At 45.0% G+C, this 24,091-nt stretch carries 23 protein-coding genes; 9 read left to right on the top strand and 14 right to left on the bottom strand.

Going from position 1 to position 24,091, the window contains the following annotated elements:
• Nucleotides 1-46 precede the first annotated feature (46 nt).
• Entirely contained in the window at nucleotides 47-511 is a 465-nt protein-coding gene (locus AC4EHK_RS08375) for a macro domain-containing protein (RefSeq protein WP_490978340.1), read from the bottom strand.
• Nucleotides 512-808: 297 nt separating this feature from the next.
• Between AC4EHK_RS08375 and AC4EHK_RS08370 the strand changes: the two genes are divergently transcribed.
• The 3 genes from AC4EHK_RS08370 (at nucleotide 809) to pgeF (ending at nucleotide 4,190) form a co-directional block, all read left to right on the top strand.
• Nucleotides 809-2,050, top strand: coding sequence for a PucR family transcriptional regulator (locus AC4EHK_RS08370; protein WP_490978339.1), 1,242 nt, complete (start codon nucleotides 809-811; stop codon nucleotides 2,048-2,050).
• 119 nt (nucleotides 2,051-2,169) lie between these two features.
• A complete protein-coding gene (ald, locus tag AC4EHK_RS08365; protein WP_490978338.1) occupies nucleotides 2,170-3,300 on the top strand; it encodes an alanine dehydrogenase in 1,131 nt (376 codons plus the stop codon).
• A 131-nt stretch (nucleotides 3,301-3,431) separates the two neighbouring features.
• Complete coding sequence (gene pgeF, locus AC4EHK_RS08360) at nucleotides 3,432-4,190, top strand: peptidoglycan editing factor PgeF (RefSeq protein ID WP_490978946.1); 759 nt, start codon at nucleotides 3,432-3,434, stop codon at nucleotides 4,188-4,190.
• Between the two features lie 252 nt (nucleotides 4,191-4,442).
• Here pgeF and AC4EHK_RS08355 read toward each other — a convergent pair whose 3' ends face one another.
• A complete protein-coding gene (locus tag AC4EHK_RS08355; RefSeq protein WP_490978337.1) occupies nucleotides 4,443-5,738 on the bottom strand; it encodes an L-lactate MFS transporter in 1,296 nt (431 codons plus the stop codon).
• 13 nt (nucleotides 5,739-5,751) lie between these two features.
• Nucleotides 5,752-6,027 carry a hypothetical protein gene (locus AC4EHK_RS08350; RefSeq protein ID WP_490978336.1) on the bottom strand — a complete coding sequence of 92 codons (276 nt, stop codon included), beginning with the start codon at nucleotides 6,025-6,027 and terminating at the stop codon, nucleotides 5,752-5,754.
• 215 nt (nucleotides 6,028-6,242) lie between these two features.
• Here AC4EHK_RS08350 and citZ point away from each other — a divergent pair, with 215 nt between their 5' ends.
• On the top strand, nucleotides 6,243-7,358 hold the full coding sequence (gene citZ, locus AC4EHK_RS08345) for a citrate synthase (RefSeq protein WP_490978335.1): 1,116 nt from the start codon (nucleotides 6,243-6,245) through the stop codon (nucleotides 7,356-7,358).
• Between the two features lie 103 nt (nucleotides 7,359-7,461).
• On the opposite strand, the gene moaA is transcribed toward citZ, so the two are convergent.
• The 9 genes from moaA to AC4EHK_RS08300 all read right to left on the bottom strand — a co-directional run bounded on the left by moaA (nucleotide 7,462) and on the right by AC4EHK_RS08300 (nucleotide 14,386).
• Nucleotides 7,462-8,478: a GTP 3',8-cyclase MoaA gene (moaA, locus tag AC4EHK_RS08340; RefSeq protein ID WP_490978334.1), complete on the bottom strand. Its 1,017-nt coding sequence runs from the start codon at nucleotides 8,476-8,478 to the stop codon at nucleotides 7,462-7,464.
• A 14-nt stretch (nucleotides 8,479-8,492) separates the two neighbouring features.
• Nucleotides 8,493-9,056, bottom strand: coding sequence for a molybdenum cofactor guanylyltransferase (gene mobA / locus AC4EHK_RS08335; protein WP_490978333.1), 564 nt, complete (start codon nucleotides 9,054-9,056; stop codon nucleotides 8,493-8,495).
• Nucleotides 9,053-9,286 carry a molybdopterin converting factor subunit 1 gene (moaD, locus tag AC4EHK_RS08330; RefSeq protein ID WP_490978332.1) on the bottom strand — a complete coding sequence of 78 codons (234 nt, stop codon included), beginning with the start codon at nucleotides 9,284-9,286 and terminating at the stop codon, nucleotides 9,053-9,055. Before moaD ends, mobA begins: the two co-directional genes overlap by 4 nt.
• Nucleotides 9,283-9,723 (bottom strand): molybdenum cofactor biosynthesis protein MoaE, encoded by a 441-nt coding sequence (locus tag AC4EHK_RS08325; RefSeq protein ID WP_490978331.1) that lies wholly within the window; start codon nucleotides 9,721-9,723, stop codon nucleotides 9,283-9,285. The genes moaD and AC4EHK_RS08325 overlap by 4 nt, the downstream gene beginning before the upstream one ends.
• On the bottom strand, nucleotides 9,710-10,231 hold the full coding sequence (mobB, locus tag AC4EHK_RS08320; RefSeq protein WP_490978330.1) for a molybdopterin-guanine dinucleotide biosynthesis protein B: 522 nt from the start codon (nucleotides 10,229-10,231) through the stop codon (nucleotides 9,710-9,712). Before mobB ends, AC4EHK_RS08325 begins: the two co-directional genes overlap by 14 nt.
• Nucleotides 10,219-11,463: a molybdopterin molybdotransferase MoeA gene (locus AC4EHK_RS08315; RefSeq protein WP_490978329.1), complete on the bottom strand. Its 1,245-nt coding sequence runs from the start codon at nucleotides 11,461-11,463 to the stop codon at nucleotides 10,219-10,221. The genes mobB and AC4EHK_RS08315 overlap by 13 nt, the downstream gene beginning before the upstream one ends.
• Before the next feature lie 202 nt (nucleotides 11,464-11,665).
• Entirely contained in the window at nucleotides 11,666-12,949 is a 1,284-nt protein-coding gene (locus tag AC4EHK_RS08310) for an L-lactate MFS transporter (RefSeq protein ID WP_490978328.1), read from the bottom strand.
• A 263-nt stretch (nucleotides 12,950-13,212) separates the two neighbouring features.
• Nucleotides 13,213-14,016 (bottom strand): formate dehydrogenase accessory sulfurtransferase FdhD, encoded by an 804-nt coding sequence (fdhD, locus tag AC4EHK_RS08305; protein WP_490978327.1) that lies wholly within the window; start codon nucleotides 14,014-14,016, stop codon nucleotides 13,213-13,215.
• Complete coding sequence (locus AC4EHK_RS08300) at nucleotides 14,003-14,386, bottom strand: Na-translocating system protein MpsC family protein (protein WP_490978326.1); 384 nt, start codon at nucleotides 14,384-14,386, stop codon at nucleotides 14,003-14,005. Before AC4EHK_RS08300 ends, fdhD begins: the two co-directional genes overlap by 14 nt.
• A gap of 392 nt (nucleotides 14,387-14,778) precedes the next feature.
• On the opposite strand from AC4EHK_RS08300, the gene fdhF reads away from it, so the two are divergent.
• From fdhF to AC4EHK_RS08275, 5 genes are all read left to right on the top strand, one after another.
• Nucleotides 14,779-17,706: a formate dehydrogenase subunit alpha gene (gene fdhF, locus AC4EHK_RS08295; protein ID WP_490978325.1), complete on the top strand. Its 2,928-nt coding sequence runs from the start codon at nucleotides 14,779-14,781 to the stop codon at nucleotides 17,704-17,706.
• A gap of 19 nt (nucleotides 17,707-17,725) precedes the next feature.
• Entirely contained in the window at nucleotides 17,726-18,205 is a 480-nt protein-coding gene (locus tag AC4EHK_RS08290) for a helical membrane plugin domain-containing protein (protein ID WP_490978324.1), read from the top strand.
• A 600-nt stretch (nucleotides 18,206-18,805) separates the two neighbouring features.
• Nucleotides 18,806-20,098 carry an isocitrate lyase gene (aceA, locus tag AC4EHK_RS08285; RefSeq protein WP_490978323.1) on the top strand — a complete coding sequence of 431 codons (1,293 nt, stop codon included), beginning with the start codon at nucleotides 18,806-18,808 and terminating at the stop codon, nucleotides 20,096-20,098.
• Nucleotides 20,099-20,172: 74 nt separating this feature from the next.
• On the top strand, nucleotides 20,173-20,301 hold the full coding sequence (locus AC4EHK_RS08280) for a protein YhfH (RefSeq protein WP_490978322.1): 129 nt from the start codon (nucleotides 20,173-20,175) through the stop codon (nucleotides 20,299-20,301).
• A 322-nt stretch (nucleotides 20,302-20,623) separates the two neighbouring features.
• On the top strand, nucleotides 20,624-22,414 hold the full coding sequence (locus AC4EHK_RS08275) for a S9 family peptidase (protein WP_490978321.1): 1,791 nt from the start codon (nucleotides 20,624-20,626) through the stop codon (nucleotides 22,412-22,414).
• Between the two features lie 207 nt (nucleotides 22,415-22,621).
• Here the strand turns inward: AC4EHK_RS08275 and AC4EHK_RS08270 are convergent, their stop codons facing one another.
• Both AC4EHK_RS08270 and AC4EHK_RS08265 read right to left on the bottom strand, forming a co-directional pair.
• The gene (locus AC4EHK_RS08270) at nucleotides 22,622-23,329 is read right to left on the bottom strand and encodes a class I SAM-dependent methyltransferase (RefSeq protein ID WP_490978320.1); all 708 of its coding nucleotides are present in this window, start codon (nucleotides 23,327-23,329) and stop codon (nucleotides 22,622-22,624) included.
• A gap of 15 nt (nucleotides 23,330-23,344) precedes the next feature.
• Nucleotides 23,345-23,899 (bottom strand): GNAT family N-acetyltransferase, encoded by a 555-nt coding sequence (locus AC4EHK_RS08265; protein ID WP_490978319.1) that lies wholly within the window; start codon nucleotides 23,897-23,899, stop codon nucleotides 23,345-23,347.
• Nucleotides 23,900-24,091 lie beyond the last annotated feature (192 nt).

The raw sequence follows: 24,091 nt of genomic DNA, 5'->3' as shown, positions 1-24,091 counted from the left end.
TGGAATTGCGGCTTGTTTTCGCATTTTCTTCAAACAGGCATAGAGATTAATTGGCGAACAGCACCAACTGCACATGCATATCGTTTTTTTCTAAAAAGGTTTCTATTTCTGAAACGGCCACTTGCTGTGCCTGATCTTTCGGGTATCCGTAAATTCCTGCAGAAATCAGTGGAAACGCGATTGATGTGCAATTGAGTGATCGAGCCAATTCCAAAGAGTTTTGGTAGCACTCCCGCAATATCTTTTCTTCCCCCTGTGAACCTCCGCGCCAAACAGGGCCGACCGTGTGGATAATGTGCTTTGAGGGCAATCGGAAAGCATCGGTGAAAACAGCTTTTCCCGCTGGACACCCTCCAATTTTGTCACAGGCCCTTTGCAGTTGTGCTGCACCGGCTGCATGAAAAATCGCTCCGCAAACGCCTCCGCCCATCTGCAGCTCCGAATTAGCAGCATTGACAATGGCATCTGTTTCTACTTTTGTAATATCCTGTTGAATAATTTCGAATGGCATGCTGGAAAACCTCCTGTTGAATTAAAATCCAATGCGACTAAAATTCGTCTTTACACTCTAACACTTTACGGAACAGGTCTAAGTAGTTTCTTGATACCACTCTGATAGGTGCATCAAACTCTTTATCCCATACATTTCCTTAATCAGCGCAAAGCCATCGGAATCTATTGTGCTTATTTGGAATTCTGTTCACAGTCTTTCCTACGGGTCTAGAGTAAGCCGCTCATTTTCGTTATACTAGGGTGTAACGATCAATGAATGCAGCGTGATTTAGAGCGCCGCTAGAGGAGTTGCCCCATGTACGAAATGCCACACAAAAACCCATTTAAAAAATCATTTTTTGACTTAAATGAACTGGTTGACTGCATCCAGGAAACTTTTCATTGTCCAGCAACAATCGAGGACACCAATCACCGGCTGCATGCATACAGCTCTCATGAAGACGATACAGATTCAGCGCGCATCGGTACAATCATTTCCCACCGTGTTCCCGAAAAAGTCATTAACCGACTTTGGAAAGAAGGCGTGATTCCAAAATTGCTGCAGTCAAACTCTGCAGTGCGCATTCCCCATATAGAAGACATCGGACTTCGTGACCGGGTGGCGATCTCTATTCGAAAAAACAATGAAACCCTTGGCTATATATGGATAGTTGAAGGCCAGTCAAAGCTGACTGATGAACAGCTGGAGCTGCTGCGGGATGCAGCGGTTGCTGCCATGCCTTTAATGTCGAAGCTTTATCAAAACCGCAAACGAAAAGAAGAAAACTATCAGGATTTTTTGTTGCAGCTGTTAACTGGACAATACAAAAATCTGAATGAAATCCAAAATAAGTTTTACGATTTGAATTTAAAAATGCCTACCAGCTTTACCGTTCTTGCTTTTCGTTTTGAACAGGACATTACTCGAAAAATGGAAGAGCAAGTTTCCTACTTGATCACAACCAGCCAAAAAATTACCAATCATTTTTTAGTAGTGATGGATGAAGAACTGATTCTTATTGCATCCCCCCATCCTTCACAGCAAGATGACAAAGCTTTTGGCGACTTTATTTCGTTTTTCATCTCTGAAATGGCTAACCGATTTTTTGTTAAAGGCATTAAAGGAAGTTCGGGAACAAGCTACAATGATTTCGACAAAGCCGAGACAAGCTATCAGGAGGCATTGACCGTGTTGAAAATGAAGTCACGTTTTCCAGTGGAGTTGGAGCATGTCCATCATTTTCGCCATCTAGGTGTTTTCAGGTATTTGGACCTTATCCAAAAAGAGCAGCGGACTCAACGTTATGAGCATCCAGCCATCGCTAAGCTCGAAGCATATGATGCTCTACATAAATCCAATTTGCTGAAGACACTTGAAGTTTTTATCCAGCAAGACAGCAATATGAACGATGCAGCCAAAAAACTCTTTGTGCATACCAACACCCTCCATTACCGAATCAAGCGCATCACGGAAATTGGGGATGTTCAGCTAACCAATATTCACGAGAAAATCAGTATTTACCTCGATTTAAAAGCCCGAAAACTCGACGGGAAATAGCCTTTTGTGAAATTTCACAAAAGAAACCGCTTTCTTTCTTTTTTTCATCCAATGAACAAATAAGTTCTTCTCGCTATACTTATGGATATCTACACGATCCGTTTAATAGGGGGAAAAAAATGATTATTGGGGTTCCAAAAGAAATTAAAAACAACGAAAACCGGGTGGCGATTACTCCTGCTGGTGTCGATGCTTTTGTAAGAGCTGGACATCAAGTTAATATCGAAACAGATGCCGGACTTGGAAGCAGCTTTACAAACGAAGATTACATTGCAACCGGCGCGAATATCGTCGCTACCGCTCAAGAAGCATGGGCTGCTGAAATGGTGTTGAAAGTAAAAGAGCCGATCTCTTCTGAATACCAATACTTCCGTGAGGATCTATTATTATTCACCTACCTGCACCTGGCAGCTGAACCTGCTTTAACACAGGCATTGGTCGACAATAAAGTAACAGCAGTTGCGTATGAAACGGTCTCGGTTAACCGGACCTTGCCGTTATTGACACCAATGAGCGAAGTAGCCGGCAGAATGGCGGCTCAAGTTGGCGCGCAATTTTTAGAGAAAATTTACGGTGGAAAAGGCATCCTCTTGTCGGGTGTCCCTGGCGTGCAACGTGGAAAAGTGACGATCATTGGCGGCGGTGTGGCAGGAACAAATGCAGCAAAAATGGCAATTGGCCTTGGCGCGCAAGTAACGATGATTGATTTAAGTCCGGAACGGCTTCGCCAATTGGATGATCTTTTTGGAACGGATGTTACCACATTGATTTCCAATCCATTCAATATCGCAGAAGCAGTTAAGGCATCTGATTTGGTTATTGGCGCTGTCTTGATTCCAGGTTCAAAAGCACCTAAATTGGTATCGGAAGAAATGGTTCAGTCAATGAACCCTGGATCGGTAATTGTCGACATTGCCATCGACCAAGGCGGCATTTTTGAGACAGCAGACCGCATCAGCACACATGACGCCCCTACTTACCTGAAACACGAAGTGGTTCACTACGCTGTGGCCAATATGCCTGGCGCTGTGCCACGTACTTCCACTATCGCGTTGACCAATGTCACAGTAGGCTATGCACTTCAAATGGCCAACAAAGGTGTTCAGCGTGCAGTAGCTGAAAATCCGGCGTTAAAACTTGGCGTTAATACCGCAAACGGCAATGTGACATATGAAGCTGTGGCCAAAGACCTTGGCTTTGACTTTGTCTCTGTCGATGATGCACTTACTAAACCGGCATCATTAGTCTAACAACACATCAAAAGACGTTCCTCCACTGTTTGACAGTGCTGGAACGTCTTTTTCCTTTTTTAAAAATACAGTTTCCTCTCCTTGCTGTACAGAATTTCCGAGTTGCTTTACATTGGAGAAAGGTGATGAAAATGAAAGCAAAACGATACGCAAATGACGAGCGCTTTGTTTCGGGCATGACACTAAGAGATTCGGCAGCACCCGAACAAAATAACATGGCGCTGCATGCTTGTGAAAACCCAGAAACGATTATAGCCAATCGAGAAAAACTGGCTCAGTGGTTAAATGTTCCACTGGCTGCATTTATTTGTACGCAGCAAACACATAGTGCAAACTTTCGGCAAGTTTCCATAGCAGATAGCGGGCGTGGCGCATACGATACAGCGGATGCCTTTTCCGATACCGATGCTTTGTATACGTATGACGCTGGGCTTGTACTGTGCAGCTTTGCGGCGGACTGTGTACCTGTCATTCTCCGCGACAAAAAAACCGGATTGATTGCCGTTGTCCATTCCGGTTGGCAAGGCACGATCAAAGAAATCATGCCTAAGTTGCTTCGCCACTTAATCGAAATTGAACATTCCCATCCTGCTGATTTGGACATCCAGATCGGTGCAGCCATCGGCCAACAGCAATTTGAAGTCGATGAGGACGTGTATTCAAAATTCCGTTCTCTGGGTTATGCTGATGCGTTCATTTATTTTAACGAAGCTACGAGTAAATACCATATCGACAATCAAGCAACCGTCAAAAAACAATGCGAACTGGCAGGGGTTCCAACTGGACAGATCTTTGTTGAGCCTGTCTGTACATTTTTAAGTCCGGATGGTTTCTCTTACAGGCAAAACAAAAAGAGCGGCAGACATTTGATATTTGCAATGAAAAAATGATGCTCGTGTCGCATTGGAATCCCAATCAGTTTCGGGAAGTAAGTTGAGAAACTATTAGAGTTTATCAATTTTGGAAGTGCCACTTCCCCTTGCTATGTCTAAGAGTTACATATTATATTCCAAACAAAAAGTCGTTTCTGAAAGTTTTCAGAAACGACTTTTCTATTTATTTCGATGAATTTCTGTCAAAATTGCCTTCAACAAATTATAAACTATAGACCTATTATCACCATAACTTTATAACTATATAAATCAGTTGTTGCCTTCTTGCAAATTCAACCCTTTTGAAGAGTTGGCAGCTTTTTGTGATTCCTGCTGTCCTTCAACCCGCTTAATGTCCCAACGGATCAAGAGTGAAATTAGGAAAGCGATGGAGACTAACACAATAAAAACATAGAACACTGGAACATAGCTGTCTGTACGCTCACGAATTTGCGAGACAATTGCCGGTCCGATAATGCCGCCCATTGACCACGTTGTCAATAGGTAACCATGGATTGCGCCCAGCTGTTTTGTTCCGAACAAATCGCCGATAAACGCTGGAAGATTTGAGAACCCACCACCGTAGCAGCTGACAATGACTAAAATCATCGCTTGGAATATGAGTACATTTCCAATGTTCGGAAGCATCGTGAAAGCAATAATTTGCAGCACGAAGAAAATGGTGAAAACGGTCGGGCGTCCGATGTAATCAGAAAGTGCTGCCCATCCTAGACGTCCTCCGCCGTTGAAAATTCCCATAATGCCAACTAACGTAGCAGCGCCGGCTGCAGATAGACCGATCATTTCTTGTGACATCGGTGATGCTACAGAAATGATCATGATGCCTGCACTGACATTGATCAGCATCATCGACCAAAGCATCCAGAAACGGCGGGTTTTTACTGCTTCTTTAGCAGTCAATTGCGCCAAATCTTTCTTCATCACTTTTTTGCCCGAGTCGATCGCCTGCTGCATTCCTTGAGGCATCCAATCTTTCGGCGGCGGCGCAATGTAAGCGGCACCTAAGAGGATCAAAATAAAATAACTGATTCCAAGAATATAAAAGGTTGTGCTGACACCGTACGTACCGATTAGGTCAGCTGCAACTGGTGCCGTGATTAATGCACCTGCACCAAAGCCCATAACCGCCATTCCCGTGGCCAATCCTCTTCGGTCAGGAAACCATTTAACTAGAGTCGAAATTGGGGCGATGTACCCTACTCCAAGCCCAAGGCCGCTTAAGAAGCCATATGTTAGAAGAAATAAGATCAGCGAATCGATTTGAATGGCAAACCCTGCACCGGCTTGTCCAAAACCAAACAAGAATGCTGCCACAATTGCGGATTTCCGAGGTCCGTTCTTTTCAACAAATCCTCCAAAGAATGCGGCTGAGATACCACCAAGAGCCATCATAATTGTAAAGGCGTATGTAATTTCTTTAGGTGCCCAACCCATTTCACTACTGATTGGCGTCGTATATACACTGTAGGCATAGGCCGCCCCGATTGATAATTGGATAGCAATCGCTGCCAGAGCAATCAGCCACCTGTTTTTTGTTTTTCCCATCGAGCATCCTCCTTTAAATTAAAAATCCACTCTGTTTTTTCAGAAGCGATTCTTCAGAGAATACCTCCTTATTCAAAATAAAACAAATACTTTTTTGGAAATAATAGTTTTTGCTAAGCGTTTTTCGGGCTTGAAAACCAGCTGGGAGTAAGATTAAACAAAGCAAAAAAAATATTATTATAAAATATTTGCCAGAGTATTCTTTCTTCTTTTGCATCATTATCGTTTTATGCGATGTCCAAATTACAAAATCTTCTCTTTCAACATCAATTTCTTCTGCTTTAGACAAAATAAACCTAATCGCAGTCAATTATTATGAAGTTCTCAGCAAAATAAGTTAAGGTAAATAAACAACACAAAATAGTCACAAATTCCTCAAAATGTGCATTGATAGTGGTTTCGAATTTTATTTAAGCGTTAAAATGTAAACGCTTTACTCAAATTTCAGTATAGTAATATTTAGTAAAAACATCACGTTACAATAAATTTAAAGGAGAGATTTACATGACAACAACAAAAGGTTTAGAAGGTGTAGTAGCAACCCAATCCGCCATCAGCTCAATTATTGATGACACACTTACATACGTCGGCTACGATATTGACGACCTGGCTGTCAACGCCAGCTTTGAAGAAGTGATTTACCTGCTGTGGCACCAGCGGTTGCCAAAAGCAGACGAATTGGCGGAACTCAAGCAGCAATTGGCTGACAACATGGCCGTTCCCCAAGCCGTGCTGGATCATTTCAAAACATACGACATCAAGCATGTCCACCCAATGGCCGCGCTTCGCACCGCCGTGTCGATGCTCGGCTTGTTCGACGAAGAAGCGGAAGTAATGGAACCGGAAGCGAACTACCGCAAAGCCATCAAGATTCAAGCAAAAATCTCGACGCTGGTGACGGCATTCGGCCGCATCCGCAATGGGCAGGAGCCAGTCGCACCGAAAACCGACTTGAGCTTCGCGGCGAACTTCTTGTACATGCTGTCAGGCGAATTGCCGGAAGCGATTGAAGAAGAAGCGTTTAACAAAGCCTTGGTGCTGCACGCAGACCACGAATTGAACGCTTCGACGTTCACGGCGCGTGTTGCTGTCGCGACCTTGTCGGATGTCTATTCTGGCGTGACCGCAGCCATCGGTGCGCTAAAAGGCCCGCTTCACGGCGGTGCCAACGAGCAAGTGATGAAGATGCTGACGGAAATCGGTTCGGTCGATAACGTGGAACGCGTCATCACGGAAAAATTAGCCAACAAAGAAAAAATCATGGGCTTTGGCCACCGCGTGTACCGCAAAGGCGACCCGCGTGCCAAGCACTTGCGTGACATGTCCCAGAAACTCACGAAGATCCGCGGCGAAGAAAAATGGTACGACATGTCGGTGAAGATTGACGAAATCGTCACGGGCCAGAAAAACTTGCCGCCGAACGTGGATTTCTACTCGGCATCGGTCTACCACAGCCTGAACATCGAACACGATTTGTTCACCCCGATTTTTGCGGTATCCCGCACATCGGGCTGGCTGGCCCACATCTTGGAGCAATACTCGGACAACCGCTTGATCCGCCCACGTGCTGATTACATCGGACCGGGCATGCAGACATACGTGCCGGTTGAAGAAAGATAATTGGAAAACCGAGCAACTATAAGCATAAGTGCTTCACGATAAAAAAATAAAAAGGCGTTTCCTGCAAAGTCCAGGAAACGCCTTTTTATTGTCCAGCAGCTCGTCAGCCGCCGATATAGGACATGCCAATCTTGTTGCGATTTTTTGCGGTAAATTCTGTACGTTCATCTGAATAGCGGTCATCACGCCGCTCCCAAACAGCTGAGATTTTCCGAAACAATTCTTCATCATTCAGCCCACTGCGAATGAGTTCACGAATATCAAAATGTCCGGTTGCGAACAGGCATGTGTAAAATTTTCCATCAGATGATAAGCGTGCACGGGTACAAGAAGAGCAGAAAGATTCGGAAACAGATGTGATAAATCCGACTTGCGCATCGCCTTCTTCAAATCGGTAGCGTTTTGCGACTTCACCATAGTAATCTTTGTCTACCGGCTCCAGGTTATAAACCGACTGCAGTTTCTCGAGAATTTGCTTCTTGGTAACCACTTTCTTAAAGCTCCAGCCGTTGTCATTGCCGACGTCCATAAATTCAATAAAACGCAAGGTCATGCCGCGTTCTTTAAAATATGCAGTCATCGGCAAAATCTCCTGTTCGTTAACATCCTTTTGGACGACCATGTTGACTTTGATTTCAAAGCCGATTTGGCGGACAAAATCGATTTGTTTCAGAATGTGCGAAGGATCGACGCCGCGTCCGTTCAACTTGCCAAATAACTCAGCGTCGAGTGCGTCCAAACTGATGTTTAGCCGGCGAAGGCCAGCGTCGTAAAGCGCCTGTGCCTGATTGCCAAGGAGCAGGCCGTTTGTGGTCAAGCCGATGTCTTCTATTCCTTCAACAGAAAGAATTTTCTCGACCAATTCCGGCAACCCTCTTCGCATAAGCGGCTCGCCGCCTGTCAGGCGTATTTTTTTAACGCCCATCGCAGCAAATATTTTCGTCAAGCGATGGATTTCTTCAAATGACAACAATTCCTGCTTCGGCAAGAACGCATAATCATCTCCGAACACTTCTTTCGGCATGCAATAAGAACAACGGAAATTGCAGCGGTCGGTGACAGAAATCCGCAAATCCCGTATCGGACGCTGAAATTGGTCCTTTACTGGTTGTATGGCCATTACGCCACCCCCTTTTAATTATCTGGCTGATTTATGTTTCGAAACACGAGCGGATCCTTATGAATTAGAGATGAATCGATCCACTGGGTCGTTACTTTTTCCATTAATTTCATAACGCGCAATTGGCCGGCAACTAGATCATTATGCAGCAATTCTTTCACGCGGTAGTTCCAAATGCTAAACAGCGGTATTTTTTCAGCTGCATTATGGACAGCTGTTATGTCAGACAAAGGATCCGCTAGAGCAAGCAGCTTTGCAGTTTCAGACTCCCCGATAAACGGCATGTCACACGGCAGCACTACATACTTTTTGGCAGTTCTGGCCGACATGCCTGTAAGAATACCGGCTAACGGGCCTTGCCCTGCAGTCCAGTCCAAATCCGTAACGACGTCGTATCCTGCTGGAAAATGAGTTACCAAATCCGGTCTGGAAACGATGACCACATGATCGCAAACATGATCCAAGGCTCTGTAAGCGCGTTCGTAAAACAATTCTTCTCCAATTTCGGCAAAGGCTTTGGGTGAACCAAATCGCCGCGACATGCCGCCTGCCAAGAGAATTCCAACCAGCTCGGTCATCCGCCGCTAACCGGCGGAATAAATGCGACTACATCTCCCGCTTCCAGCACATCTGTCGGCAACGCGTATTCTTCATTGATTGCCACACGGGCTGCTCCTGATTGGAAATTCGGATATTTATCCGCTGCCCATTGCCACAATTCCTCTACCGTTCGGCCTGCCAGCTCGACTTGTTCTACCGAAACACCGGTCTGTTCTTTAAGGCCTGCAAAATAATGTAAAGAGATCATTTGAAGTCTCCTTCCGGTTTTTTCTTTTGGTCGCCAATCCATTCTTCGCCGTCTTCCCAAATTTCTTTTTTCCAGATAGGCACAATTTCTTTGATTCGTTCTATGGCATATTCATTTGCTTCATAAGCTGTTTTGCGGTGCGGTGAAGAGACAGCGATAACTACAGCGATGTCGCTGATCTGCAATTCCCCAATCCGGTGGGCGATTGCCACTGTTGTTCCTTCCCAGCGCTGTTCGATTTCTTCACCGATTTGCGCCAGTTTTTTTTCGGCCATCGGCACATACGCCTCATATGCCAAATACAGCGTTCGCACTCCCTTTGTCCACTCACGGACATGTCCCGTAAACACAGTCACTGCTCCCGCTTCTGGTCGCAGCACAAAATCTGCATAGACCTGAGGATTGATTGCTTCTGTCACGATCTCAAATGCTTTCACTTTTGTCACCATCCATCCAATTAGTAAACCAAAAATAGAGTTGCTTGCTGTCAGTCTGCGGAATTACCTGGACATTGTCCAGTTTCAGCCCATCTGGTGCAATTACCAATTTTACCTGCTCCAGATTTTGAAGTTCCAGCCAGTCCTCAGCTGAGCGCAGCAAAACAATTTTTTCGTAGGCAGCTTCTTTAAATCCCTCGACCAAAACGATATCTGGACTTTCTGCCGAAGCGAGGGCAACCAGTTCGGCCAGTTTGGCTTGTTTTTTTCGCTGATGTACTTGGACGACACCGTCGCCAAATACAATCGAACAGGATGCGCCTTCCTGAAAAAAACGCATGCTGTCAGTTTCATTTGACGGCATTTCCAAAGCACCGCCATGGCCATGATGCTTCACTGTAGAAACAGTCATGCCCTTTTGGATTGCCTGCTTTAACAAGTCCAACATCAAAGTCGTTTTCCCGCTGTTTTTAAAACCAACTAGTTGCAGTACTTTTACAACTGCCATATATCGGTCCCTTCTTCCATGCCAAGAAGCAACACGTCGACTGTATCTCCTGATTGGAAACCACGAGTCCCCCCTGGCAATACAATCAATGCATTGCCTCGTGCGATAGATGATACAGCATTCGACTTATTGAATCCAGCCGGCGCCACTTTATTTCCATCGTAGGAAGCGCGGATAAATCGCGTAAACGGATTGGCTTTTGTAAAATCTTCACCTAATTCTGCTTCAGTATGAGGCAAATACAGCTTATTGGCTCCCATCATTTTAAGTAATGCTGGCCGGACAAACAATTCAAATCCAGTAAAGCAAGCAGATGGATTGCCGGATAAACCAAACAAATATTTGCCGTTAGCCACTGCCACCGTTGTTACACTCCCTGGGCGCATCGCTACTTTGTTAAATAGAACCTCTGCACCGAGCTTCTCGTAAATGGCTGGCAAAAAATCAAAGTCGCCCACAGACACGCCGCCTGTCGTAATCAGGCAATCGGTTTCTTCCGCCGCTTTTTTGACCACGTTAAAGCTTTCGTCCAATTGATCGATGGACATGCCATACATTTTACACCGGAAACCCATCCGCTTTAATTGTGCAACAATCATCGGTCCATTGCTGTTGCGGATTTTTCCCGGAACAAGTTCGTCCCCGACTCCCAATAATTCCGTTCCAGTTGAAAGGATCCCAACAACCGGCTGCTTTGCCACCGATACTTGCGAATAGCCAAACGTTGCCAACAACGCAATCGTTCCTGGATTGATATAACTCCCGCTGTCGATCACCACTTCGTTCTTCCATACATCTTCTCCTTGCAAAGAAACGTTTTCCATTGGTTCAAACGGTTTGCGAATGGTGATGGCATCTGGTGTTTCCACCGTTTGTTCAAACATCACTACAGCATCCGCACCTTCTGGAAGTTGTGCTCCAGTCATAATGCGAATTGCTTTGTGTGCCTGAAGCGATTTAGTGGAAACTTCTCCTGCCCCAATATGGTCGATTACGTCAAATGCAATTCGATTTTCGCCCGATGCGCCTATAGAATCCATGGAACGAATGGCGTAACCGTCGTAAGGTGACCGGTTAAATGGCGGCACATCCGTTGTCGCAATAATCGGTTTAGCCAGAATCCGGCCATAGCTTTCTTCCAAGTCTACTTTTTCGTTTCCGATCGAAACAGCATATGCTAATACTCGTTCAACCGCTGCTGAAACAGCAATCGGTGTGCGTTTTTCAACCATTTTTTCATCTCCAATTAGTTGGTTTGCTTTATTTTATATGTATTTTCATGTTGTTAAATGTATGTGTGCGTATCTTTATGTGATGACTTCTCGTACTAAACTTATACAATGCCTCGATGGCTGTCAAACAGACTTTCTAGAAGATAAGAAAAAACAACCTTGAAACTTGTTGATTTCAAGGTTGTTTTAATATGTGTTCTAGTCAATCGCTGACGGTCTCTCTATTGGCAGACACGGCAACTTTCTCATTTTGTGTACGAATTCTCCGGATATCGAGGCGAATGACCATCGAGATGACCAAAGCCACCACAAACAGACCGGCGAAGAACAACAAACTGCTTTCATAGCTGCCTGTTTGATCTTTCATAAATGCCGCAAACAAGGGTCCCGCAAGTCCAGCAGCTGCCCAGGCTGTTAAAATATACCCGTGGATGGCACCGAGCTGCTTCGTACCAAAAATATCCGCGATATAGGCTGGAATTGACGCAAAACCACCGCCGTAGCAGGTGTAGATAATGGCCAACATGATTTGAAAGAAAATAGCGTTCGTAGTGAACGGCAATAACGCAAATAAGGCAATTTGAATAACAAAAAAGGCAGTATACGTATTCGGACGTCCGATGTAATCGGAAATCGATGCCCAACCGAGACGGCCAAGGCCGTTGAAAATTCCAAGAACTCCTACCAGTGCTGCTGCTTGGACAGTCGTCATGCCTATGCTGTCGATCGCCATCGGTTTTGCGGCCGACAGGATGGCGATTCCGCATGTTACGTTGATAAACAGCATAAACCATAAGTAATAAAAACGTTTTGTTTTAATGGCTTCATTGGCCGTCAATTGAGCTAAGTCGATTTTCCGTTCAACTTTGCCATTGTTGACTTTTTCTTCAAAGCCAGCTGGTGACCAGCCTTCTTGCGGTTTTTCAAGGTATAGAGAAGACAATAGCATGATGATAAAATAAGAAGCACCTAGAATGTAAAAGGTCTGCTCTATCCCAACAGACGTGATGAGCGCCTCCATGATAGGGCTGCTGATGGCTGCTGCAAATCCGAAGCCCATAATCGCCAAGCCGGTAGCCAGTCCGCGGCGGTCAGGAAACCATTTGACCAATGTTGAGACCGGGGCAATATAACCAATTCCGAGCCCAATTCCCCCGAGCGCTCCGTAAAACACATACAACAGCGGCAATGAGGAAGCGCTTACAGCAAACCCTGATCCGATAATGCCGGTACCGAAGAAGAAAGCGGCCACAAGACCCGCTTTTCGCGGTCCGTATTTTTCAACAAAACTGCCAAAAAAGGCGGCGGACAATCCTAAAAATAAAATGGCTATACTGAACGTCAATTGCACTTGACTCGTCGTCCACCCAAACTGTTCAATCAACGGATTAGTAAAATTGCTCCATGCATAGACAGAGCCGATCGAAATATGTATCCCCACTGCAGATAACGCAATCAACCATCTGTTTTTCGGCTTTTTTTTCATTTTTCTTAACCTCCTGTTGAAATTGATAAAATAATATATAAAATGATTTTTAAAAAGCCAAATCATTAATTTTTCAAGCTGAAAGGTTGATTGCCTTGAAGAAAGGAAGAGGCCAAGGACATCTATAGCCACTTCCTTTGTTTTGATGGGCGGCAGTCTTAAAGGGGTGTTGGCCACTGAAAATTTATGGCAATAATTGACTAAATAATAAGACGATTAGAATCATAGCACCCTTCTCTTTTTTTGTCACCACAAATTTTTGTTTATTTGGCGGGCTGTTTGTCTACAATCCGTTCCGGGTGCGTGTAAAGATTAAACGAGCTGCCGCGGATAAAGCCGACTGCCGTGATTCCCAAGTCATCAGCCAGCGACAAGGCCAGTTCAGTCGGAGCAGATTTCGACAAAACGATTTCGCAGCCGATCTTCGCTACTTTCAGTAAAATTTCAGAAGAAATTCGGCCGCTGAAAGCGATGACTTTATCGCGTACGTCAATATTGTTTACCAGGCAATAGCCATAAATTTTATCCAGCGCATTGTGCCTGCCAATATCCATGCGCGAAACGATGATGCCGTTTGCGTCGCATAGCGCCGCATTATGGACACCACCGGTCTGTTTGAACATTTCTGCTGAGTCGCCCATGTCCTCCATCAATTGAAAACAATTTTCTGGACTCAGTGTCACCCGAACTTCTGTCATTTTCTTGGCAATCATAGCATCGTGCGCAAAAACAAATCCCTGGCGACTCATGCCGCAGCAGGAACTGATAAAGCGCTTGTTCTGCAGCTGCTCAAAAAACGGATAGACTTTTTCGGCGGTGATGTGTACGGTACCGGTTTTTTCATCCACTCGTATATCCTGTATGTCTTTGTAATTAGGAATGACGCGTTCAGAGACCAAAAACCCAATGGCCATTTCTTCCATCTGCTCCGGTGAACAGACAATCGTAATAAATTCCTTGCCATTTATTTTGATCGTTGCCGGCTGTTCAACTACAACGCGGTCCTCTTTTTCAATAAATCCGCCTTTTTCATAACGCATGATTTTGCGTACTTTATCTTGTTCCATCCGGCTTGTTCCCTCCTAGAAAATGTTGATCAATTGGCCGATCGAAAAGAAACACAGAAACGGCAATATCGTCTTCGACTTTGATGTCTGAAAAAAGATGAACAAACTTCGCGCCTACCAGCTCTTCCATACCTTCCGGAGCTGCTGTTGCATAAACACTTTGAATCATCCGCGTACGGGCAGCGTGGACCATCTCTCTGCCTTCTGGTGTTCTGGCTATAAACTGCTCAGACGGACTCAGGTTCCCATACAAAGTCGCAATGGCCATGTCATTGACAAAGACCGTCTGGATTCGTTCCGGGCCCTTACCGAAAAGATTCTTCCGCAATTTGCGGATGATGTCATTAAACTCATGAATTTGTCTGGACATGTGACTCTTCGCCTCTTTCGGACTGTTTATTTTTTGCTTCCAACGAGACAGGTTCATCCTACAGTTTGGTATTCAAAATGGAATTCCCTTGATTTGACTTATTTTTTAAAATTCTGTTGTATATCACATTTTTACTGTTTATAATAATAGCATATGTTGGTCTTGCCGTACGTTGTTGCGGCAACGCTTTCACTCTTCCCATAATAAATGGATTGGTCCTTTAACAAGTCCTGTTAAGACACTATTCCACTATGAAACAGATGCACTTGTCAAGGTGTGTTTTTCATAGTGGATTTTTTTATCCCGTTTTAACGGATACTAAAAACCTGTATTCCCCTATTGGCACAAGTTCCAACAAGCAAATTTTTCTCACCCTAAAAGGAGGTTTTGGCATGTCCATTAAAATCAACGGTTCACCCATCGAATTCGAACAGGGAAAAACCATACTGCAAGTCATCAACCAAGAAAAGATTTTGCATCCGCAAATTTGTTATATGCCCGAAGTGGATCCGATCGAAACCTGTGACACGTGCATCGTCGAAGTTGATGGCAAGTTAGTCCGTGCCTGTTCAACTCCTGCAGCTGCTGGCATGGATGTTCAGCTTGCATCGCCCCGTGCAAAAGAAGCACAAACGGAAGCAATGGACCGGATCCTCGAAAACCACTTGCTTTACTGTACTGTTTGCGACAACAACAACGGCAACTGCAAAATCCACAACACCGTCGATTTGATGGAAGTGGAACACCAAAAATATCCGTTCGAGCCGAAATGCTCAGTTGACGAAGTTGATTTAACCAATCCTTTTTACCGCTATGACCCAAACCAATGCATTGCTTGCGGCCAATGCGTAGAAGTTTGCCAGAACTTGCAAGTCAATGAAACCTTAACCATGGACTGGGCACGCGATCGTCCGATTGTCCTTTGGGACGGCGGCGCTAAAATTAACGATTCTTCCTGTGTCAGCTGCGGCCAGTGCGTCACCGCTTGCCCATGCAACGCCTTGATGGAAACGTCGATGCTTGGCGAAGCTGGCTTTATGACCGCGATTCCAGAAAAAATTCTTTCTCCAATGATCGATTTGGTAAAAGACGTGGAACCGGGTTACAGCGGCATCATGGCTGTATCGGATGCAGAAGCGAAAATGCGTGAAACACGCACAGAAAAAACCAAAACGGTCTGCACATTCTGCGGCGTCGGCTGCTCGTTTGAAATTTGGACAAAAGATCGTGAAATCCTTAAAATTCAGCCAGTCTCAGAAGCTCCTGCCAATGCGATTTCCACATGCGTTAAGGGTAAATTCGGCTGGGATTTCGTCAACAGCGAAGAACGCATCACCACTCCCCTTATCCGTAAAAATGGCGAGTTTGTCGAAGCCAGCTGGGAAGAAGCACTTGATCTTGTGGCTTCGAAATTCAAAGCAATCAAAGAAGAAAACGGCAAAGATTCCATCGGTGTTATTTCTTCTTCAAAAATCACCAATGAAGACAATTACGTCATCCAGAAACTGAGCCGCCAAGTATTTGAAACGAACAACGTTGACAACTGCTCACGCTACTGTCAATCCCCTGCAACTGACGGCCTTTTCCGTACAGTCGGCATGGGTGGAGATGCCGGAACGATTAAAGACATTGCCAGTGCTGGACTTGTTATTATCGTTGGCGCCAATCCTGCAGAAGGCCATCCGGTTTTGGCGACACGTGTCAAACGTGCGCATAAGCTGCACGGCCAGAAATTGATTGTTGCAGACATGCGCAAAAACGAAATGGCCGAGCGCTCAGATATCTTTATTACGCCGAAGCAAGGAACTGACCAAGTATGGCTCATGGCGGTTACCAAATACATGATCGATCAAGGCTGGCACGATCAACAGTTTATCGATGACAATGTAAACTATTTTAACGACTTTAAAGAAGTGTTGGATCAGTACACATTGGAATACGCAGAACAGCAAAGCGGCGTGTCTAAAGAAACCATCATCCAGACGGCTGAAATGATCCGCGACGCGGATGGTACGTGCATCCTTTGGGGCATGGGCGTTACACAAAACACTGGCGGTTCAGATACCTCTGCTGCGATTTCCAACCTGCTATTGGCAACAGGCAACTACCGCCGTCCAGGCGCTGGCGCTTATCCGCTTCGCGGCCACAACAACGTTCAAGGCGCATGCGATATGGGCTCATTGCCAGGTTGGCTTCCGGGCTACCAGCACGTAACTGATGACGCTGCACGCCAAAAATTCGAACGGGCTTACGGTGTGAAAATTGATGACAAGCCGGGCATGGACAATATCCATATGCTGCAGGCTGTTGATGAAGGCATCATGAAAGCCATGTATGTTGTCGGCGAAGATATGGCATTGGTTGATTCAAATGCCAATCACGTAGATGACGTACTATCAAAACTCGAGTTTTTCGTAGTCCAGGACATTTTCTTCTCACGCACTGCACAATACGCGGATGTAATTTTACCGGCAGCCCCGTCGCTTGAAAAAGACGGAACGTTCACCAATACGGAACGCCGCGTTCAGCGTTTGTACAAAGCCCTTCCAGAGCTTGGCCAGTCAAAAGCAGACTGGTGGATCGTTCAGGAAATCGCCAACCGCCTTGGCGCAGGCTGGAACTACAGCCACCCAAGCGAAATATTCGCTGAAATGGCGAGTTTGTCTCCATTGTTTGCTCAAGCAGACTACGCTTCTATGGAAGGCTGGAACAGCTTCCTGTGGGGCAGCTTGGACGGTGAAAGCACACCGTTGCTTTATGTAGATGGCTTTAACTTCCCGGATAAAAAAGCACGTTTTGCCTTATCTGACTGGGTAGAGCCGGTTGTATTCCCTGCTGAATACGATCTTCATATAAACAACGGCCGCCTGTTGGAGCATTTCCACGAAGGCAATATGACCGATAAATCTAAAGGCATCATCTCTAAACTGCCAGAGACCTTTGTCGAAGTATCTCCACAGCTGGCACAGGAACGCGGACTGGAAGACGGCTCGACCGTCCGCCTTGTCTCTCCTTATGGCGCATTGAAATTACCGGTAATTGTAACAAACCGAGTTAAAGGCAATGAATTGTTTTTGCCGATGAACTCGACGAAAAAAGAAACGGCCATCAATTTCCTGACCGGCCCAGCTGGAGACCAGCGCACCAATACACCTGCCTACAAACAGACGAAGGTTCGGATGGAAGTCTTGAAAGACCATGTCAAGAGCCCGCTGCCAAAATCAAATCCGCGCGATAAGAAACGCAATCCGGTATCCGGTATTCAAGTAGAACGCAAATGGGCACGTGAAGGCTATGTGCATTTGACCGATCAACGATAGAAAGGTGATGTGATGTCCTATGGCAAGTCCTATAACGCAAATCAAGAAAAAAGAATGGACGGCAGAAGAAATACGCCAGCAAAAGCTCTATGAGTTGGAAACCCTAATTGCCGAACAAAATGAGGCATTAAATAAACTATTGGCCATCACTGGTGATCTGGACGATGCGGGAGTTTTGGACGCCGTTCTAGCAATGGTCAAAGCCAAAGAAGGAATCGCTGAAGTGGTCATGGGGCAAGCAACCCGTGAGCCGGTAACCAATCTTATCAATAACATGTTGAGTGCAGCAGGTGCATTAACAGCAATTAACCCGGAATCAACGGGCAAGCTGGCATCGAGTGTCGTGAATGGATTGAAAGAAGCCGAAGCACAAAACCAAAACGGCAAGAAAATTGGAATCTTCCAGATGCTCAAAGCAATCAGAGACCCTGACATCAACCGCTCCATCAAGTTCGGACTTAATTTCCTAAAAGGGATGGGCAAAGGACTGGATCGTTAAACAATAGTTGCATTTTAAACAGTCACGGCTTATTGATAGCCGTGGCTGTTTTTTTGCGTGATTTATTTAGTTGGCGGCTCTCCTCAAGTCATTCTCTCTGTGGTTTTCGTCCAGTTACAGAATGGGACTTGTAAAAAGTACTTATTATATAGAAGGAACTGCATTTAACTTGGTTTCATTTTAGTCTGCAGCAATTCCAAAACAGTTTTAAAATATACTCCCTACAGGTTTATTTATTTCTTTCATTATCAAGCCCCTCTACTAATAAGTTAGTTAGATTTTAGAGTAGCTTGTACTGTTACAGAATGGATGATAGGAAAAGCTTGCCGCCCCGTTGTTGGCTTGAGAGGTTTAAGGTTTTGAATTTCATCCTTTCCACAACACTCTCCTCTTTTTCACTTAACAATTCACCATCAAAACGGCAGTCCGGAATTGAACGCTGCTTTTATCGCCGGTTATCTGCTCTTATCCAGAAATAATCGGTTTTATCGGTTTTTTAAGACATGCCCCCATTTCTGTTATATATTAATAAACAAGAAAACAAACTGTATTAATACAGTTTGTTCAAGAAATTCTTTATATCAGAAAGGGATGGATAGCATGGTCACAAACAAACTTCAACAAATCGAGGAACTGAAAAAGAGCTGGGAGCAGGACGAACGCTGGAATGGCATTGAACGCATGTATTCAGCTGAAGAAGTGGTAAAACTTCGCGGCTCAGTACAAATCGAACATACACTGGCGAGAAAAGGTGCTGAACGTTTATTCCGGTCGATTCATGAAGAGGATTTTGTAAACGCTTTAGGTGCGTTAACTGGCAACCAGGCCGTTCAACAAGTGAAAGCAGGCTTAAAGGCAATTTACTTAAGCGGTTGGCAAGTAGCTGCAGATGCCAACTCTGCAGGCCAGATGTACCCAGACCAAAGTTTGTACCCGGTCAACTCGGTCCCTGACGTTGTGAAGAAAATTAACCAAGCATTGATGCGGGCCGATCAGATTGACGGGGTTGAAGGTACGGAAGGTTTTGACTGGTTCGCCCCAATTGTAGCCGATGCCGAAGCCGGCTTTGGCGGACCACTGAATGTTTTTGAACTGATGAAAGCAATGATCGAAGCTGGAGCTTCTGGCGTCCACTTTGAAGACCAGCTCGCTTCGGAGAAAAAATGTGGACACTTAGGCGGCAAAGTACTGCTTCCTACTCAAAACGCAGTGCGCAATCTAGTTTCTGCCCGATTGGCAGCAGATGTGCTTGGCGTTCCAACCATCATTATCGCCCGTACAGATGCAGATGCCGCTGATTTGATCACAAGCGACATTGACCCGCGTGACCATGCTTTTATCACTGGCGAACGCACACCGGAAGGATTTTACCGTACCAACGCAGGCATTGATCAAGCCATTGCACGCGGCTTGGCATACGCACCTTATGCGGATCTTGTCTGGTGTGAAACATCTCACCCGAACTTAGAAGAAGCTCAGCAATTTGCGGATGCCATCCATGCGGAGTTCCCAGGCAAGCTACTCGCTTACAACTGCTCGCCTTCATTTAACTGGAAAGCAAAGCTAGATGAAGAAACAATCGCAAAATACCAGGTTGAACTTGGCAAAATGGGCTACAAATTCCAGTTCGTTACATTGGCTGGTTTCCACTCATTGAACCACAGCATGTTCGAACTTGCTCACGATTACAAAGACAACGGCATGGCGGCATACTCGAAGCTGCAGCAGGCTGAGTTCGCCAACGAATCAAAAGGCTATACAGCTACACGCCACCAACGTGAAGTCGGTACCGGTTACTTTGATGAAATTTCACAAATCGTTTCAGGCGGAACCAGCTCCACTACCGCTATGAAAGGCTCGACGGAAACCGCTCAATTCACAACAACCAAGTAAGCCCTTGCCAAGTTTTGACTAGTATCTATTCCATCGCCACGGCATTCAAAAATAAACTCTTGGAGGAGATCCTTATGAAAACGACTAAAAACTACGAGACACGCACCAAGAAAGAATGCCGCGAGTGCGGATGCGAAATCAAAGAACGTCAGCAGTCCATCATTTACGAATGTGAGCGCTGCATGTGCAATAAAGAAGAATAAAGAGAATCCACTCGAAAATTGTGGCCATTGAAAAACCTGCCCTCGGAATCAGCAGAGACTAAAAAAGAGTCAGAAAACAGGAAATCCTGTCTTCTGACTCTTTTTTCCCTTTAGTGTTCCCCAGTTTGCCTGCACTCATCCAGTGTGGTGTTATAGCCAAAAAACGAAGTGTCTATGCCTTCGATAAATGAGGGCAATTTTTCTGATCTGCCTCACCATTTATCGGTATTCACGTAAACCCAAACTAGGGTATACTTAACAATTAGGTGTTTGATTATTCAAACGCATTTGAAAATACTGACTACACACCTGGAGGCTAATCATGATTAAATTTCCAAAACCAACAGTCGAACAGTTTTTCCGTACATACTCCATTACGAATTTCACCGTCAGCAAAGATGAGCAGAAGCTGGTTTTCAGTTCCAATTTGAACGGCAAAATGAACTTATGGGCAATGGATTTGCCGGACACCTACCCTTATCTATTTGCACACCAAGAAGATTCGAGCAGCTTCATTAAATTTGATCCGGAAAATCGCTTTGTGTTAGCCGGTTTTGACAGTGACGGAGATGAAAATCATCACATTTATTCCTTGCCATTTGAAGGCGGTCTCCCGCAGCCATTAATCCAAGGAGCGGCTGATGAAAAATATTTCTTCGCCCATTTGAGTGAGGATGGCAAACGCCTTTACTATATGACTTCTGAAGGCAATCCATCCTTTCTGAACACCAAAGTGCGCAATTTAGAAGATGGAACGGATCGTTTGCTGAATGAAGGTCAAACTGCGCCGACATACTTGAAGGCTGTTTCAGACAACGAAAAGGCATTTGTGTTTTCTCAATCCTTTGCCAACACATTTGTAACCAATTTTGTTCGCATCGGCGAAGAAACGCATTGCCTAACACCGGATCCGGATAAAGTTCATGTTGTATCAGAAGCAGTATTTACAGATGAGAAAACGATTTATTTTGCCACTGACTTCGACAATGAACACAACTATTTGGCAAAATTTGATTTAACCAGCAAACGATTCAGCAAAGTGCTGGAAATTGAAAATGAAAGCATCGAAGCTGTCAAATGGGATAAAGAAAACGGCCAATTTTATTTGATCACAGAAAAAGGAGTAATGGACAAATTGTACCGCTACGATTTGCAAAATGGAGACTTGGCTGAATTGAGAACGCCAGTTGATGTGTTGGAAAAACTCCATGTCGGACAATCGGGCAACTTATATTTGATGGGCAGAAGCGCCACTGTTCCGCATAATTTATTTCATTCCGAAAATGGAATCAGTTGGAGACAGTTGACCAACAACCGAGTGTTGGGACTCAGTTCAGACAATATGGTCGAACCGGATGTGGTCAGCTACACATCATTCGATGGCATGGAAATCGAAGCGCTGCTGTTTAAGGCGAAACCCGAGAACGACAACGGACACACTATATTTTGGCCGCACGGTGGACCACAGGCATCGGAACGAAAGTTTTTCAGGTCCATGTTCCAGTGTTTCCTGAACCGCGGCTATACGATTTTCGCACCGAATTTCCGAGGCAGCACAGGCTATGGCTCTTCATTTGTCAAACTTGTCGAGCAGGATTGGGGCGAAGGGCCGAGACTTGATTGCATCGCTGGGATCGAGTGGCTTTTTGAGCAAGGCATTACGGACCGGGAGAAACTGTTCCTGGTGGGAGGCAGTTACGGTGGCTACATGGCATTGCTGCTGCATGGTCGCCATTCGGAATACTTCAAAGCAGTGGTCGATATTTTCGGCGTCTCCAACCTGTTTACGTTCGTCAACTCGGTGCCCGAACATTGGAAACCGATCATGGAACGCTGGCTTGGTGACCCAGAACGGGACAAAGAACGCTTTATACGAGATACCCCAGTCACCTATCTGGATGGCATGACCAAACCCATGCTCGTCATTCAAGGCGCCAAAGATCCACGGGTTGTCAAAGAAGAATCCGATCAGATTGTCGCGAAATTGAAAGAACTGGGACGCGATGTAGAATATCTGGTGCTTGACGATGAAGGCCATGGTTTCTCGAAAAAAGAAAACGAAATTGCCGTTTACAGTTCGATGCTTCAATTCCTTGAAAAGCATCAGGCATAACAAGCAATAAACGAAAAAGCTGCAAAAAACCGGCAACCCGATCCAAATGGGTGTTGCCGGTTTTCGGATGTCTAGGCATGTTCCTTTTCTTCAATCAGCTCCGCCAGATTCTTCCGTCTGTTGTTGAGACCATGCACCCCATTCAACTGCAAAGCAGCAATTTCCGGAACTTTGTACAGCGGAAAATCGGGTAGATTTTTAAACGGATTAATTTTTCTGCACTTTTAAGATCAGGAAGTTTGGACTCTTCATTAATCGATCGTATTGATCTGGCGCCAACTCCTTGAATAAAGCAGTCGGTTGGGGTTCAGTGACGCTTTCAATTGTAAAGTGAGCCAATAAGGAAGTGAAGACTTCGCTTAAGGAACGGCGATAAAATGGAACTTCGTAAGTCTTTCCTGCTTTTTCCCACTTGTCGATAATCAGCTCCGTAGAAAAATACTGGGCTCCATTCAACAGCTTCAGATCTGTCAACGGATGATGAATCGACAATAAGAAACTGCCGCCGGGTTTTAAAATCCGGTTAAATTCTGCAAAAACTGACGGCCAGTCCTTCAAATAATGCAGCGTTAATGAACTGACAATCAAATCATACTGTTCATCTTTAAATGGCAGCGGCTGTTCCAGGTCCAAACGCAAAACTTCCACTCTTTCACCAAGTCGCTTTTGGGTGGCACCTACCATTTTCGGGCTCATATCTACCGCTGTCACTCGTGCTCCTTTGTCAGCTAGTTGCTTTGTATACCAACCAGCCGCACATCCAGCATCCAGCACTTGCAAGCCAGCCAGTTCAGTCGGGACTAGCTGCATCATAGCTGGCCTTTCGTATTGAGTATTATAGAGATTATTATTATTTTCCATCTGTTCATACACGCCTGCCAGTTTATTGAATGTCTCCAACACTTGTTTTTTCATCTTCCACCTCCTAGCTTATTCGTTTTCCCCATGCTCCCTGCCAATTTTATAAAGTACATGTTTTTTCAAAGGACTGTCCACATCCAGTTTTGGGTGATCAAAGTCTTCCACCTTGTGCATACCGATTCTTTTCATAACGGTTTGAGAAGGTTTATTGATGGCCGCTGTAAATGAATAAATTTCTGTCATGTTCAATGGTCCGAATGCATAAGCAAGACAAGCCCGTGCACCTTCGACCGCGTAGCCTTTTTTCCAAAACTGCTTGTCCAGGCGCCAACCAATTTCTGCATGCCCTTTCCCAAGAATCGGCATAGTAATTTCCAACATCCCAATAAAGCCAATAAATGTCGCATCATCTTTCTTTTCTACCGCCCACATCGTATAAGCTTTATCGGTCATATGCGTTTCAAAGCGATCAATTAACTGACCTGCTTCATCTTCGTTCAATAGCTTCGGAAAATACTCCATCACGTCTACATCTATTGACATAGCTGCAAACAGACTGCGGTCCCGTTGCTCCCAGCGACGGAAGCCAAGGCGTTCCGATTCGAACAAGTAAGTCGTCCCCATCTTCTTCATCCTTCCCTAGGCGTCAAATTTCCTCTTTGAGATTAGTTTACCAAAGAATGTTATTTTAAACAGCTGTACACTTAATGGTCACTTTCAGAGCGATTCCTTATCGAAAATTTCATTAATAGCAAAATACTGAAAATAAAGATTGCAAAATACGTATTTTTTTTGCATTATTATAGATAGGGATAA

Source organism: Planococcus sp. TJ-307 (assembly GCF_058268435.1).
Note: the sequence above shows the minus strand (reverse complement) of the source record. Positions and strands in the feature narration are given on the sequence as shown.

What these genes read in the sequence shown, in the direction of transcription:
- AC4EHK_RS08375 (WP_490978340.1), bottom strand. Translation starts at nt 511, where the DNA reads ATGCCATTCGAAATTATTCAACAGGATATTACAAAAGTAGAAACAGAT.
- AC4EHK_RS08370 (WP_490978339.1), top strand. Translation starts at nt 809, where the DNA reads ATGTACGAAATGCCACACAAAAACCCATTTAAAAAATCATTTTTTGAC.
- ald (WP_490978338.1), top strand. Translation starts at nt 2,170, where the DNA reads ATGATTATTGGGGTTCCAAAAGAAATTAAAAACAACGAAAACCGGGTG.
- pgeF (WP_490978946.1), top strand. Translation starts at nt 3,432, where the DNA reads ATGAAAGCAAAACGATACGCAAATGACGAGCGCTTTGTTTCGGGCATG.
- AC4EHK_RS08355 (WP_490978337.1), bottom strand. Translation starts at nt 5,738, where the DNA reads ATGGGAAAAACAAAAAACAGGTGGCTGATTGCTCTGGCAGCGATTGCT.
- citZ (WP_490978335.1), top strand. Translation starts at nt 6,243, where the DNA reads ATGACAACAACAAAAGGTTTAGAAGGTGTAGTAGCAACCCAATCCGCC.
- moaA (WP_490978334.1), bottom strand. Translation starts at nt 8,478, where the DNA reads ATGGCCATACAACCAGTAAAGGACCAATTTCAGCGTCCGATACGGGAT.
- mobA (WP_490978333.1), bottom strand. Translation starts at nt 9,056, where the DNA reads ATGACCGAGCTGGTTGGAATTCTCTTGGCAGGCGGCATGTCGCGGCGA.
- moaD (WP_490978332.1), bottom strand. Translation starts at nt 9,286, where the DNA reads ATGATCTCTTTACATTATTTTGCAGGCCTTAAAGAACAGACCGGTGTT.
- mobB (WP_490978330.1), bottom strand. Translation starts at nt 10,231, where the DNA reads ATGGCAGTTGTAAAAGTACTGCAACTAGTTGGTTTTAAAAACAGCGGG.
- AC4EHK_RS08315 (WP_490978329.1), bottom strand. Translation starts at nt 11,463, where the DNA reads ATGGTTGAAAAACGCACACCGATTGCTGTTTCAGCAGCGGTTGAACGA.
- AC4EHK_RS08310 (WP_490978328.1), bottom strand. Translation starts at nt 12,949, where the DNA reads ATGAAAAAAAAGCCGAAAAACAGATGGTTGATTGCGTTATCTGCAGTG.
- fdhD (WP_490978327.1), bottom strand. Translation starts at nt 14,016, where the DNA reads ATGGAACAAGATAAAGTACGCAAAATCATGCGTTATGAAAAAGGCGGA.
- AC4EHK_RS08300 (WP_490978326.1), bottom strand. Translation starts at nt 14,386, where the DNA reads ATGTCCAGACAAATTCATGAGTTTAATGACATCATCCGCAAATTGCGG.
- fdhF (WP_490978325.1), top strand. Translation starts at nt 14,779, where the DNA reads ATGTCCATTAAAATCAACGGTTCACCCATCGAATTCGAACAGGGAAAA.
- AC4EHK_RS08290 (WP_490978324.1), top strand. Translation starts at nt 17,726, where the DNA reads ATGGCAAGTCCTATAACGCAAATCAAGAAAAAAGAATGGACGGCAGAA.
- aceA (WP_490978323.1), top strand. Translation starts at nt 18,806, where the DNA reads ATGGTCACAAACAAACTTCAACAAATCGAGGAACTGAAAAAGAGCTGG.
- AC4EHK_RS08280 (WP_490978322.1), top strand. Translation starts at nt 20,173, where the DNA reads ATGAAAACGACTAAAAACTACGAGACACGCACCAAGAAAGAATGCCGC.
- AC4EHK_RS08275 (WP_490978321.1), top strand. Translation starts at nt 20,624, where the DNA reads ATGATTAAATTTCCAAAACCAACAGTCGAACAGTTTTTCCGTACATAC.
- AC4EHK_RS08270 (WP_490978320.1), bottom strand. Translation starts at nt 23,329, where the DNA reads ATGAAAAAACAAGTGTTGGAGACATTCAATAAACTGGCAGGCGTGTAT.
- AC4EHK_RS08265 (WP_490978319.1), bottom strand. Translation starts at nt 23,899, where the DNA reads ATGGGGACGACTTACTTGTTCGAATCGGAACGCCTTGGCTTCCGTCGC.